Annotated in this window: 10 protein-coding genes; 5 read left to right on the top strand and 5 right to left on the bottom strand. The window is 72.0% G+C overall.

The features are described 5' to 3' along the window. Window positions 1–61: 61 nt before the first annotated feature. The 4 genes from ACFYR3_RS06635 to ACFYR3_RS06620 all read left to right on the top strand — a co-directional run bounded on the left by ACFYR3_RS06635 (window position 62) and on the right by ACFYR3_RS06620 (window position 3,708). The gene (locus ACFYR3_RS06635) at window positions 62–457 is read left to right on the top strand and encodes a BlaI/MecI/CopY family transcriptional regulator (RefSeq protein WP_355840244.1); all 396 of its coding nucleotides are present in this window, start codon (window positions 62–64) and stop codon (window positions 455–457) included. Further along, complete coding sequence (locus ACFYR3_RS06630; RefSeq protein WP_355840245.1) at window positions 454–1,383, top strand: M48 family metalloprotease; 930 nt, start codon at window positions 454–456, stop codon at window positions 1,381–1,383. The genes ACFYR3_RS06635 and ACFYR3_RS06630 overlap by 4 nt, the downstream gene beginning before the upstream one ends. Window positions 1,384–1,630: 247 nt before the next feature. Beyond that, complete coding sequence (locus tag ACFYR3_RS06625; protein ID WP_355840246.1) at window positions 1,631–3,226, top strand: AlkA N-terminal domain-containing protein; 1,596 nt, start codon at window positions 1,631–1,633, stop codon at window positions 3,224–3,226. Beyond that, window positions 3,223–3,708 carry a methylated-DNA--[protein]-cysteine S-methyltransferase gene (locus ACFYR3_RS06620; RefSeq protein WP_355840247.1) on the top strand — a complete coding sequence of 162 codons (486 nt, stop codon included), beginning with the start codon at window positions 3,223–3,225 and terminating at the stop codon, window positions 3,706–3,708. Before ACFYR3_RS06625 ends, ACFYR3_RS06620 begins: the two co-directional genes overlap by 4 nt. A gap of 9 nt (window positions 3,709–3,717) precedes the next feature. On the opposite strand, the gene ACFYR3_RS06615 is transcribed toward ACFYR3_RS06620, so the two are convergent. Together ACFYR3_RS06615 and ACFYR3_RS06610 are read right to left on the bottom strand one after the other, a co-directional pair. After that, window positions 3,718–4,455, bottom strand: a complete 738-nt coding sequence (locus tag ACFYR3_RS06615) for a Sir2 family NAD-dependent protein deacetylase (protein ID WP_356786263.1) — start codon at window positions 4,453–4,455, stop codon at window positions 3,718–3,720. Between the two features lie 580 nt (window positions 4,456–5,035). Further along, the gene (locus ACFYR3_RS06610; RefSeq protein WP_355840352.1) at window positions 5,036–6,181 is read right to left on the bottom strand and encodes an MFS transporter; all 1,146 of its coding nucleotides are present in this window, start codon (window positions 6,179–6,181) and stop codon (window positions 5,036–5,038) included. Between the two features lie 466 nt (window positions 6,182–6,647). Between ACFYR3_RS06610 and ACFYR3_RS06605 the strand changes: the two genes are divergently transcribed. Further along, complete coding sequence (locus ACFYR3_RS06605; RefSeq protein ID WP_355840263.1) at window positions 6,648–7,952, top strand: chloride channel protein; 1,305 nt, start codon at window positions 6,648–6,650, stop codon at window positions 7,950–7,952. On the opposite strand, the gene ACFYR3_RS06600 is transcribed toward ACFYR3_RS06605, so the two are convergent. The 3 genes from ACFYR3_RS06600 to ACFYR3_RS06590 are packed head-to-tail and all read right to left on the bottom strand — an operon-like array spanning window position 7,903 to window position 12,786. Continuing rightward, entirely contained in the window at window positions 7,903–9,720 is a 1,818-nt protein-coding gene (locus ACFYR3_RS06600; RefSeq protein WP_389281805.1) for a glycoside hydrolase family 15 protein, read from the bottom strand. The two genes, ACFYR3_RS06605 and ACFYR3_RS06600, sit on opposite strands and share 50 nt — an antisense overlap. Before the next feature lie 22 nt (window positions 9,721–9,742). Beyond that, complete coding sequence (locus ACFYR3_RS06595; protein WP_355840265.1) at window positions 9,743–11,161, bottom strand: DUF2252 domain-containing protein; 1,419 nt, start codon at window positions 11,159–11,161, stop codon at window positions 9,743–9,745. Then, window positions 11,158–12,786: a GMC family oxidoreductase gene (locus tag ACFYR3_RS06590; RefSeq protein WP_355840266.1), complete on the bottom strand. Its 1,629-nt coding sequence runs from the start codon at window positions 12,784–12,786 to the stop codon at window positions 11,158–11,160. Before ACFYR3_RS06590 ends, ACFYR3_RS06595 begins: the two co-directional genes overlap by 4 nt. Window positions 12,787–12,876: the final 90 nt, after the last annotated feature.

Below are 12,876 nucleotides of genomic sequence, written 5' to 3'. Positions count from 1 at the left end.
GACTACAATTCTGTAGACGGTCTACCGAACTGTAGACGATGGCGGGGTGAGGATCGTTCCGATGAGCAGTGACAAGGACGAACGCCGACCGGCGGGTGAGCTGGAGGCCAGCGTGATGGCGGCTCTCTGGGCCGCCGGCGTGCCGCTCACGCCGGGACGCGTGCAACGCGACCTGGACTCCGGTCTGGCCCGCACGACCGTGACGACGATCCTCTCCCGGCTGCACGAGAAGGGCATCGTCGGCCGCGAGCGGCTGGGCCGGGGCTACGCGTACTTCCCCGTCCAGGACCCGCACGGCCTCACCGCACGTCGCATGCACAGCGAGCTCGACCGGGACGACGACCGGGAGACCGCGCTGGCCCGGTTCGTCGCCCAGCTCAACCCGGACGACGAGCGGCTCCTGCGGGATCTGCTGGAACCGGGTCTCGACGCCCGTCCGGAACCGGGTGAAGGATGATCCTTCTGCTGCTGGTCCCCCTGCTGGTCCCCTTCGCGCTGGGCCCGCTGGCCCGCCGCTGCCTCGACCGGCTCAGCCCGGTGGCCGCGCTGTGGTCGGTGACCCTCGCGCTCGTCGTGCTGGCCGGCGCCTCCGTGGCCTCGCTGGGCGCGCTGGTCCTGACGGGGCTGCTCAAGCTGCCCCTGCTCGCGGGCCTCGGCGACCTCGTCCACCCCCTGCGCACGGCCTCGGACCTCGTCGTCCTGCCCGCGGCCGCCGCCGCGACCGGCACGCTCACCCTCGGCGCCTGGACCGTCGTCCGCTCGGTCCTGCGCCAGCTGCGCGCCTTCCGCTCCGCGCGCAGCCAGGCCGACCGCCGCCCCGCCGCGGGCGACCTGTGCGTCATCGAATCGCCGCACCCCGACGCCTACGCGCTCCCGGGCCGGCCGCACCGCATCGTCGTCACCACCGCGATGCTGCGCAGCCTCGGAGCCGACGAGCGCGAGGCCCTCTTCGCCCATGAGCGGGCCCACAACGCCGGCGGCCATCACCGCTTCCTCGTCGTGGCGGAACTCGCGGCCCACTGCCACCCGGGCCTGCGTCCGGTCCGCGCGACCGTGGCGCTCGCGGCGGAGCGCGCCGCGGACGAAGCCGCCGCGGTCACCGTGGGGGACCGCAGGCTCATCGCCCGAGCCATCGCCCGCGCCGCCCTGGCCGTCGGCGACGCCCACTCCGACCGTCCCGACTTCGCCCCCGCGGCCACCACGGGTCCCGTCCCCCAGCGGGTCGCGGCCCTCCTCTCCGCTCCCCAGCACCGCCCCCGCGCCGCCGTCTGGATCGCCCTCCTCCTCGCCGCCTGCGCCGCCGTCTCGGCCGGTGCGTCGGGGGCCGGTGTCGTCGCCTTCCACCACCAGGTGGAGGTCGCGCAGGGCGAGGCGGCTCGCTGAGGGCCTTGAGTACGCGGGTCGGCCCCGTGGGCGCGGGCCGGTGTCCCCGGCGGGAAGCGCCCCGGCCCCGCGGTTGCCCGGCACCGCACCGGGGAGCGCCGAGCCGGGGATCTGGCTCCGTAGGGGCGTGGGAGCCAGAGCTAGAGTTAGAGGGGTGCGGGAGAGGGTGCGGGCCGGTCGCAGGCAGGGCGAGGTAGATGTCGGATTCTCGCCAGCCCTGCCCTTCGGGGTGCCCGATGCTTGAGGCATGCAGAACGGGATGCACACGGACACGGAGCGCTGCGTACGTGCCGTCCAGTCGAAGGACGCGCGCTTCGACGGATGGTTCTTCACCGCGGTGACGACGACGAAGATCTACTGTCGGCCCAGCTGCCCGGTCGTGCCGCCGAAGCCGCAGAACATGACCTTCTACCCGAGCGCGGCCGCCTGTCAGCAGGCCGGATTCCGGGCCTGCAAGCGGTGCCGCCCGGACACCAGCCCCGGCTCACCCGAATGGAACCACCGCGCCGACCTGGTGGCCCGCGCGATGCGGCTGATCGGCGACGGCGTCGTCGACCGCGACGGCGTACCGGGCCTGGCCACCCGGCTCGGTTACAGCACCCGCCAGATCGAGCGGCAGCTCCTGGCCGAGCTGGGCGCGGGACCCCTGGCACTCGCCCGTGCCCAGCGGGCCCAGACGGCCCGGCTGCTCATCGAGACGACACCGCTCCCGATGGCCGAGATCGCCTTCGCCGCCGGCTTCTCCTCCATCCGCACCTTCAACGACACCGTCCGCGAGGTCTTCGCGCTGTCCCCGAGCGAGCTGCGCGCCCGCCTGCCCAAGCAACGGGCCGGCGCCGCGGCGGGAACCCCGGGCCTGCCCGGCGTACTGAACCTCCGGCTCCCCTTCCGTGCCCCGCTCAACCCGGACAACCTCTTCGGGCACCTCGCGGCGACCGCCGTACCCGGGGTGGAGGAGTGGCGCGACGGCGCGTACCGGCGGACCCTGCGGCTGCCGTACGGCCACGGGATCGCCGGCCTGACACCGATGCCGGACCACATCGCGTGCCGCCTGACCCTCAGCGACCTGCGCGACCTGTCCGTCGCGATCAGCCGTTGCCGCCGTCTGCTGGACCTTGATGCCGATCCGGTGGCGGTCGACGACCAGTTGCGTACGGATCCGCTGCTGGCACCGCTGGTCGACAAGGCCCCCGGCCGCCGGGTACCGCGCACGGTCGACGAGGCCGAGTTCGCCGTACGCGCGGTGCTGGGGCAGCAGGTCTCCACGGCCGCGGCGCGTACCCACGCCGCCCGCCTGGTCGCCGCGCACGGCGTTCCGGTGGACGACCCGGAAGGCGGCCTCACCCATCTCTTCCCCTCGCCGGAGGCGCTCGCCGCACTCGACCCCGAGTCGCTCGCGATGCCCCGCACCCGACGCACCACGTTCACCACACTGGTGGGCCAACTCGCCGAAGGAAAGCTCCACTTGGGGGTGGAGAACGATTGGGCGCAGGCCAGGGCCAGGCTTCTCGCGCTCCCCGGCCTCGGCCCCTGGACCGCCGACGTGATCGCGATGCGCGCCCTCGGCGACCCGGACGCCTTTCTCCCCACCGACCTCGGAATCCGGCGCGCGGCCCAGGGGTTGGGGCTCCCGTCCACACCCGCCGCCCTGACGGCCCGCGCCGCGGCCTGGCGTCCGTGGCGGGCCTACGCGGTCCAGTACTTGTGGGCGACGGACACCCACCCGATCAACTTCCTCCCGTCACAGGCCGGTACCCCAGACCCCCCGCACACCACGAAGCCCGCACCCCGCACTCCCACTCCACGCACTCCGCGGACTCCACGCATCAAGGACGCTCAGTGAAAAGGCACACGGTCATCGACAGCCCCTACGACCCACTCACTCTCGTCGCCGACGACGACGGTGTCCTGTGCGGCCTCCACATGGTCGGCCAGCGGCACCGCCCGGCGGAGGAGAGCTTCGGCGAGCGCGACGACGCGCTCTTCGACGAGGTGACGGAGCAGTTGCACGCCTACTTCGAGGGCGAGTTGAAAGAGTTCACCGTCGAACTGCGCATGGCAGGAACTCCCTTCCAGCGCGGCGTGTGGGACCAACTGCGGCAGATCCCCTACGGCGAGACCCGTTCGTACGGCGAACTCGCGGAAGCCCTCGGCAACATGGGCGCCTCCCGCGCGGTCGGTCTCGCCAACGGCAAGAACCCGATCGGCATCATCGTGCCCTGCCACCGCGTGATCGGCGCGAGCGGCAGCCTCACCGGCTACGGCGGCGGCCTGGACCGCAAGAGGCAACTCCTCGACTTCGAGAGCGGTTCGGCACTCTTCTGACCCGGCTACCTAGCCGTCGCGCTCGGTGCTCAGCTCGTGCAGTAGATCGGGCAGCGCGGTGCCGATCGGTTCGCGGATGACCTCGTCGGCACGGTCGTCGTACGGGGTCGGTTCGGCGTTGACGATGACGAGCCGGGCCCCGTGGTCGGCGGCGACGCCCGCGAGGCCCGCCGCCGGCTGAACCTGGAGGCTGCTGCCGACGGCGATGAAGACCTGGCAGGCCTTGGTGATGGCGGCGGCCTCGCCCAGGACCACCGGGTCGAGCCGCTGGCCGAACATGACGGTCGCCGATTTCAGGATCCCGCCGCATTTCAGGCAGGGCGGGTCCTCCTCACCGGCGTCGACCCGAGCCAGGGCGTCCTCCATGGGTGCCTTGGCGTGGCACTGGGTGCACACCACGGTCCGCGCCGTCCCGTGGAGTTCGAGGACCTTGCGGGCGGGCATGCCGGCGAGCTGGTGCAGTCCGTCGACGTTCTGCGTGATCACGCGCACCGGAACACCGGATCGCTCCAGCTCGGCCACCGCCCGGTGCGCCGCGTTCGGCTCGGCCTGGAGCGTCCGGTTCTTCCGCCGCATCTGCCAGGCCCGCCGCCTGATCTCGGGATCGCCCATGTAGTACTCGTACGTCACGAGCTTTTCGGCCTCCGGATCCCGCCGCCACAGGCCGTTGGGGCCGCGATAGTCGGGGATGCCGGAGTCGGTCGAGATGCCTGCGCCGCTGAGGATGGCGACGAGTGGCCTGTTCATGGGCCGAGAGTAGGACGCTTGGCTGCTCGGGAGCGAGCGGATAAGTGGGCGCCAAGAACCAGGCGGGCAGGTCCGCCTGCGCGGCCGCGCCCGGCCGTCTTCGCCGACCCGGGCGTCCCGCCCGGAGTCCGATCGGGGCGGGCCGGTGCGCGAAGGCTCTCAGCCGGGCTCGGCGTGGTGAGCGGACGGCAGGCTCTCGCGGCACCGCCACCGGCCTCCGCCGATCGTGACCATGCCGGCCCGGAGAAGGGGATTCGGGGCGGGCCGTGGTTCATGGCTGACTGGGCGGCGCAAAGGTGGGTCAGCCGCGGCGCAGCAGCATGACGACAGCGACGATGACGATGATGAGGACGACGGTACCCAGGCCTATGTACACAGGTTTCTCTTTCCCTCGGGTGAGCGGCACCCGTTGGTGCCGCAGGAAGCCGAGTGCCCCGATCGGGGCCTTTCACCCACCCGGGTGATTCTGTTGCCCCGCCGTGACCTGCACCCGTACCCACGCCCCACCGGCGGAGGCAGCCTCTCAGCCGGTGGAGCCCCTGACTGGGTGCCGCGTTTCAGGTCCCCCTGTTGAAGGCGGTCAGCGGGAGGTGCGCCATCCGGTGGCTCGGCGTACGAGAGCGGTCGCGGGGGCGATGGCGAGGAGTGCGGCCAGGGTCGCGTAGCCGTGGTCGAGGGTGGTGAGCGTGGCGACGGCGGCGACGAGCAACGGGCCGCCCGCGTCGCCGAGTTCGCGGCCGAGCTCGGCCGCGCCCATGGTCTGGCCGAGCCGCTCGGCGGGAGTCGAGGCGGCCAGGGCCGCGAAGCCCAGCGGGGTGATCAGGCCGGTTCCGGTGCCGATCAGGGCCGCGCCGGACAGCACCCCCGGCACGCCCGGCAGGGTCGCGCAGCCGAGGCCGGCGGCGGCGAGCAGGAGCCCCGCCATGATGCCGCCGCGCGCGGTGAGGCGCCCGGCGTCCAGGGCGCGTCCGGCCCGGGGCTGAACGACGGCGGCGCACGCCGCGAGCACCGACACGGCCGCACCGGTGGCGACCGTGTCCAGGCCGGCTGCCCGGCCGGAGACGGGCAGGAAGCCCACACCGACGGAGAGGGCGGCGGTCGCGGCGGCCAGCGCCGCGGTCGGCCGGAGGAAGTCCGGACGGCCCAGCCGCCTGGCCAGGTCCAGTACCGTCTGCCGGGCCCTGGGCAGCGGCGGCACCGCGGGAACGGCGAGCGCCGCCCACCCGGCGACCGCCGCGCCGAGCACCGCCAGGACCGCGAACAGCAGCCGAAGCCCGTCGGCCCACACGAGCACGCCGCCGAGCAGCGGGCCGAGGGTGTAGCCGATGGACTTGTAGAAGCCGTAGCTGCCGAAGGCCCTGCCGTGCTTCGCCGCCGGATTCAGCCGGGCGACCAGCGCGGAGGCCGAGGGCGAGAAGGCGGACGCGGCGGCGCCCTGGCCGAGACGCGCCGCCCACAGCAGGCCGGGGCTGTCCGCCAGCGCGTACACGGCGGAGGCGGCGGCGAACGCGACGAGCCCGCCGAGCAGGACCGGGCGGGCGCCGACACGGTCCGCCAGCGTGCCGAAGACCGGCTTTAGCAGCACCTCGGCGCCGTCGTACAGGGCGAGCAGACCGCCGAGCACCATCAGTGAGGTGACCGCGCCGCTCCCGTGCCCGCCGAGGTTCGCGGCGATGCCGTGGGCGCCGAACGCGGTGGTGAATCCGGCCGCGTACAACGGCGCCATCTGCCGGGCCGGGGCCACCCGGGCGACGGGGGCGCCAGGGGTGCCGTGGGTGTCGGTCATCGACTCCGCTCCCGGGTCTCGCGCGGGGCGCGGAAGACCTGCGCCGCGCGGTCTTCGCGGGGGGTCGCGCACTGCTTGAGGGGTTCGCCGGTCATGGCGCGAGGCTACGTCCGCAGGGGACCTGCCCGGCGGAGAAGCCTGCGCCTGCCCATGGGGGTGCGGGTGGCGCGTCCACCCGGAGGGTTTTTGCGGCTCGGTGCGCGGGCGGCGCGGGTGCGGCGGATGCCGTGGGTACGCTCGCGCTCCGACGGCAGAATCCCACGGCAGACTTCCTCCGAGCGGACCTAGGAGAAGACCCATCACCGAGCCGAAGCCCGAGGAGGCCGAGCCCGCTCCGGGTGACGAGTCCACCGGGGCCGAGTCCGCTCCGGGCAGCCAGCCCCCGGAGGCCGAGCAGCTCAGAGCCATGCTGATGCGGCCCGAGTACCGGCGGGCGCTGGTTTTCTGTGCTCTGATCGGTGTCCCGGTCTCGCTGGCCGCGTTCTGGTTCCTGGTGCTCCTCCACGAGCTGGAACATCTGATGTGGGTGCAGTGGCCGCACGATCTCGGGTGGGCCACTCCGCCGTGGTGGTGGCCGCTTCCGCCGATGTTCGTGTCGGGTCTGCTGGTGGCCCTGATCGTCCTGTGGCTTCCGGGCCGAGGCGGACACATCCCCGCCTCGGGCCTGCACGCCGGCGGGGTGGCGAAATCCGCGCTGCCCGGTGTCGCCCTCGCCGCTCTGGCCAGCCTTCCGTTGGGAGCCGTGCTCGGGCCCGAGTCGCCCCTGATCGCGCTGGGCGGCGGCCTGGCGCTGCTCTTCCGGGATCTCGTACGCGCTCCCGCGACCAGGGCGAGCACGGCGCTGCTCGGTGCCGCGGGCGCCGCGGCGGCCATCTCGGCGATCTTCGGAAGCCCTCTGGTCGCCGCAGTGCTGCTGATGGAAGTGGCCGGGGTCGGCGGGCCGCAGCTGTTCGCGGTGATGCTCCCCGCACTGCTCGCCAGCGGAGTCGGCGCCATCGTGTTCACCGGCTTCGGCGACTGGACCGGACTCCAGACCGGGAGCCTCCAGATCGGACTTCCCGCACCCGCGACCCTCGACGCCGGGGACGTGCTCTGGTCGGTGCTCATGGCATGCGCCATCGGGTTCGGTATCCACTGGGTGCTCGTGGGAGGCCGGTACGCGGCCCGCGCCGTGTCCGCGCACACACTGCGGACCACGGTGCTCTGCGCGCTCGGTGCGGGCGGCTGCGCGGCGCTCTACACGGCCGTCACCGGGCGCTCGTCGGCCGACGTGGCCCTGTCCGGCCAGATCACGCTGGGACAACTCGCCGCCCACCCGCACGCGTGGTCGGTCGGCAGTCTGGTGGCCGTGCTGCTGTTCAAGTCCATCGCGTACGCACTGTGTCTGGGCAGCCTTCGGGGCGGTCCGGTGTTCCCCGCGCTGTTCCTCGGCGGGGCGATGGGCGCCCTGCTGGCGCCGCTCCCGGGGTTCGGCGTCGTGCCGGCCATGGCGGCGGGCATGGCCGCCGCGTCCGCCGCGGCGCTCCGGCTGCCCGTCAGCTGTGTCGTGCTGGTCGTGCTCCTGGTGGGCAACTCGGGAACGGTACCGGTGATCGTGCTCGCCGCCGTGGTGTCCTTCGTGACCGTCGAACTGCTGCCGCAGGGTCCGGACATCCCCCCGTTCAGGGACGCAGCCGGTCGAGCGCCTCGTCCAGCGTCGTCGCGGCCATGATGAGCGAGAGATGGGTGAACGCCTGCGGGAAGTTGCCCAGTTGCTCTCCGCTGGGGCCGATCTCCTCGGCGAACAGGCCGACATGGTTGGCGTACGTCTGCATCTTCTCGAAGGTGTAGCGGGCTTGCGGGAGTCGTCCCGCCCGGGCGAGCGCGTCGACGTACAGGAACGTGCAGAGGCTGAACGTCCCCTCGGAGCCGCGCAGTCCGTCGGGCGAGGCTTCGGGGTCGTACCGGTAGACGAGGCTGTCGGAGACGAGGATGCGGTCCATGGCGTCCAGGGTGCTCAGCCAGCCGGGGCTGCGCGGGGAGACGAAGCCGACGCGGGGCGCCAGCAGCAGCGAAGCGTCCAGGACGTCGCCGTCGTAGTGCTGGACGATCGCCTGCTGCTTGTCGCTCCAGCCGCGCGCCATCACCTGTTCGAAGATAGCGTCCCGGGCCGCGGTCCAGCGGACGGTGTCGGCCGGTCTGCTGAACTCGGCGGCCAGTTTCAGGCCCCGGTCGAAGGCGGCCCAGCACATCACCCGGCTGTAGGTGAAGTCCTTGCGCCCGCCGCGGGTCTCCCAGATGCCCTCGTCGGGCCGGTCCCAGTTGTCCGCGAGCCAGTCGAGGATGCCGGCCAGCCCCTTCCAGCCGTGGTATCCGGCCCGCTCACCGACCGAGCGGCCCTCGGCCAGGGCGTAGAGGGCCTCGCCGTAGATGTCGAGCTGCAACTGGTCGGAGGCCGCGTTGCCGACGCGTACCGGGGACGAGCCGCGGTAGCCCTCGAAGTGCTCCAGGATCTCCTCCGTCAGATGCGGGTCGCCGTCGACCCGGTACATGATCTGGAGGACTTCGTCGTCCGGTCCTTCGCGCGCCTCCAGGCGGTCGCCGATCCAGCGGCTGAACTGGTGCGCCTCCTCCTCGTAACCGAGGTCGAGCAGCGCCCGCACCGACAGCGAGCCGTCCCGCACCCACGTGTACCGGTAGTCCCAGTTGCGCTCACCGCCGACCTGCTCCGGCAGGCCCATGGTGGCGGCGGCGACCGGCGCGCCCGTCGGGGCGTAGGTGAGGAGCTTCAGGGTGATCGCGGAGCGGTGCACCATCTCCGTCCAGCGGCCCCGGTAGTTCGAGGTGCGCACCCACTTCTGCCAGAAGTCGACGTTGTTCCACAGGTCCTCGCTGATCCCGTCGATCGTGGGGGGCGGCGGCGCTTCGCCGTCCGGCCCGCACACCGTGAACACCACGGCCGCCTGCTGGCCGTTGTCGAGGGTGATGCCGCCCCGGACGTCCTGCCCGTCGCGTTCGAAGGGGATGTTGCCCTGGAGGTGGGCGGTCGCGCCCGGGGACCGGAACGTCGCCGTGCCGGGGGTCAGTTCGAGTTCGTGGGTGGCCCGCGCGTAGTCGAACCGCGGCCGGCACTCCAGAGCGAAGTGCACGGTGCCGCGCACCGAGCGTACGACGCGCACCAGACTGTGCCGGTCGCTCGGCGTCGGGCCCGGCAGCACCGGCATGTAGTCGATGGTCTCGCCCACGCCGTCCGGGGACATGAAGCGGGTCACCACGACGGCCGTGTCCGGGTAGTAGAGCTGCCGCCAGGTTCCCTCGGGGTGGTCGGGCGCGAGGCGGAAGTGGCCGCCGCCGTCGTGGTCCAGCAGCGAGGCGAAGACACTGGGGGAGTCGAATCGTGGCGCCGGGAACCAGTTGACGACACCCTGGGACGACACCAGGGCCGCGGTCTGCAGGTCCCCGATCAGGCCGTGGTCGGCGATGGGCGGATAGCGATCCATGCTGGCCTCCTTGTCGGGCTCGTCAGGCCGCTTCGGCCTTGACGCGCCCCGAACGGACGGCGTCGACGAGTGCCCGGTGGTCCTTCTCGTTCTGGTCGGCGTAGCTCTCGGCGAACGGGACGAGCGCCCGGTCGAAGACGTCGCCCCCGCCCAGGTAGGAGGCGATGGCGATCCGGTCGCCCGACCTCGCGTGCGCGCGGGCCAGCGTGGCACCGCACAGTTCACCGAAGGCCCGCATACCGGACGGCACCATGACCTCGGGTTCGGCGATGCCCTTCCAGTCCCGCAACTGCCGTACATAGAAGTCCCGTCGGCGGCCGTCGATGCCGTCGGCCCGTTCCCAGCCCAGGAAGATGTCGCTGGTGGCCTGCATGAGCCGCTGGCCGGCCACCACACGCTCGCCCTGCGTCCGGTACTCGCTGCCGCCGGCGAACGGTGCCAGCACCGACTCGTCGGCCTCCTTGGCCTGCAGGAGCAGTGGATCCGAGTCGTCACGGCCGAGCAGGAGGATGATCCAACAGCGGGTGCCCACACTGCCGACACCGACCACCTTGCGGGCCACATCGGCGATTTGGTACTGCTCCAGCAGGAACCGCCGGTCCGTGTTCAGACTGCGGCCGTAGCGTTCGATCAGCCGGCGGATCTGCTTCTCCAGCGCGCCGCGTTCGACATCCGGAAGCAGGTCCTGCAGCGGCGTGATGAGCGGTGGATCCGGGGCGATGCGGGCCTTGCCGTCGACCAGGTGGGTGAGCTTGGCGAAGGCCTGGAGGCTGTCCCGGGTGCGCGCCTTGGCCGTCGTCCTGGACCAGCGCTCGCGCGCCCGCGCGCTCAACTCCCCGGCGATATGGGTCCGTACCCACTCCTCGTCGAAATGCGTGTACCACACGGGGAGATTGCCCAGCCCGGCGAAGCGCCTCATCCACTCGCGGTACGACCGCACCGCCGCCCGGACGATGTCGGCGCGCTCCTTGGTGCTGAAGCCGTTCGCCCGGCCCGCGATGACGAAGCTGGTGGACAGCCGCTTCACGTCCCACTCCCAGGGGCCGGGCAGCGTCTCGTCGAAGTCGTTGATGTCGAACATCATGCGGCGCTCGGGCGAGGCCAGCAGCCGGAAGTTCAACAGGTGTGCGTCGCCGCACAGTTGGACCCTGATCCCGGACCGCGGGGTGTCGGCGAGGTCCCCGGCCATGATGGCGGCGGCCCCGCGGTAGAACCGGAACGGCGACTCGGTCATCCTGCCGTAGCGGATCGGTACGAGGTCGGGCACCCGGGTCGCCGACTGTCCCTCCACGACATCCACCGGGTCGGTCCGCTTCGGCGAGGGGACGAAGTCGGCATGGCTGGAACGGGGCACGGCGGACCGGGCGGCCTTGCCCAGCGCGGCTCGCTCCGCCGGGGTGTGGTGCGGTGGGTGGCCGTCGGCGGGGTGCTTGGGGGTCATTGCAGACGCTCCGCGATGTGGTCGCCGACACGGAGCGCGTTGGCGATGGCGGTCAGCGAGGGATTCACCGCGCCGATGCTCGGGAAGAAGCTCGTGTCGACGACGTAGAGGTTGTCGAGGTCGTGGGCCCTGCAGTTGATGTCGAGGGCCGAATCGGCGGGGTCGTGGCCGAAACGGACCGTCCCCGCCTGGTGCGCCGTCGCGCCGATGGGCATGCCCTTGTGCAGATAGATGCTGTGCGACAGGAGATGGTGCTCGCGCATGCCCAAGTGGCCGAGCATGCGCTGTAGTTCGTGCCGCAGGCGCTGGAGTCCGGCGACGTTGTTCTTCTCGTCGAGGGCGAGATGGATGTCGCCGTCCCCGTCCAGCGTGACGCGGTTGTCCGCGACGGGCAGGTCCTCTCCGCACAGCCAGAAGTCGACGGCATGGTGGGCGAGTACCTCGAAAGGCATGTCGGGCGCGACGGCTCCCGCCCAGCGGGGCGCCTCGCCGTGGATCTGCTCGGAGTCGGACTTGCCGAGCATCTGGATGCCGCCGAGGGGGTAGTCCCAGTCGTCGGACCCCAGGTACCAGTCGTGCAGCGCCAGCGTCTTCTGGAACTTGGTGTCGTTCGGTTCCTCGGATATGGCCATCAGGGCAAGGTTGTTGTGCCGCATGTAGTGACGGCCCACCACGTCCGAGCTGTTGGCGAGGCCTCGCGGATGCCGGTCGTTCGCCGAACGCAGCAGCAGGGCTGCCGAGTTGACGGCACCGCAGGCGACGATCACGATGTCGGCGCTGAACTCGACGGTCGAACCACCGGCTGAGGCGGCACCCCCTGCCTCACCGCCTCCGCCCCCGTCTCCCTCGCCCACCGTCGCGACGACGGAGGTGACGCTCCGGCCCGTGGGGTCGGTGTCGAGCCGTCGCACGTTCGCGTGGGTGACCATCTCCACGTTGGGGTGTTCGAGGGCGGGATCGACGCAGATGACCTGTGCGTCGGACTTCGCGCCGACCAGACAGGGGAAGCCGTCGACGCGGTCGCAGCGGATGCAGACGCTGGTGTGCACGGCCCGACCGTGCTCGTCCTGGGTGACGTTCACCCCGATCGGGAGGTGGAAGGGGTGCAGCCCCCGCTTCTCCAGGTCGTCGCTGAGCTGCTGGATACGCGGCTCGTGCTGGACCGGCGGGTAGGCGTACTGGGCGCTGCTGGGCCCTTCGGTCGGGTCCTCTCCGTGGCGGCCGTGCACGAGGTAGAGGTGTTCGGCCTGGGTGTAGTACGGCTCCAGGTCCTGGTAGCCGAGCGGCCAGGCGGGGGAGACGCCGTCGTGGTGGCGGAGTTCGCCGAAGTCCTCCGGGCGCAGCCGGAAGAGCGCGGCGCCGTAGAACTTGGTGTTGCCGCCCACGTAGTAGTTGACCTCGGGCGGGAACTGGTCGCCGTGCCGGTCGTACCAGAACTCCGGGGCTCGGTACTTGCCCTTTACGAACACCGCGGTGGAGTCCCAGTTGTCGCGTTCGCGCGGGAGGTAGCCACCGCGTTCGAGGAGGAGAATCCGTTTCCCGGTGGGAGCCAGCCGATGGGCGATGGTGCCGCCGCCCGCGCCGGTTCCGACAACGATGACGTCGTAGTGACGTGAGTCGGTCATGCCGGCCACCGTCCTTGGATCGCGGTCCGGGCCTGCCGTGGAAGGGGGCATCCGGCCCGATCACCAAGGTAGCTCTGGGCGATATGTCCG

It is taken from the genome of Streptomyces sp. NPDC005784, from assembly GCF_042871525.1.
In the GTDB taxonomy this organism is placed as follows: Bacteria; Actinomycetota; Actinomycetes; order Streptomycetales; family Streptomycetaceae; genus Streptomyces.
The sequence above is the reverse complement of the archived record's forward strand: the minus strand, read 5'-3'. Positions and strand labels throughout refer to the sequence as shown.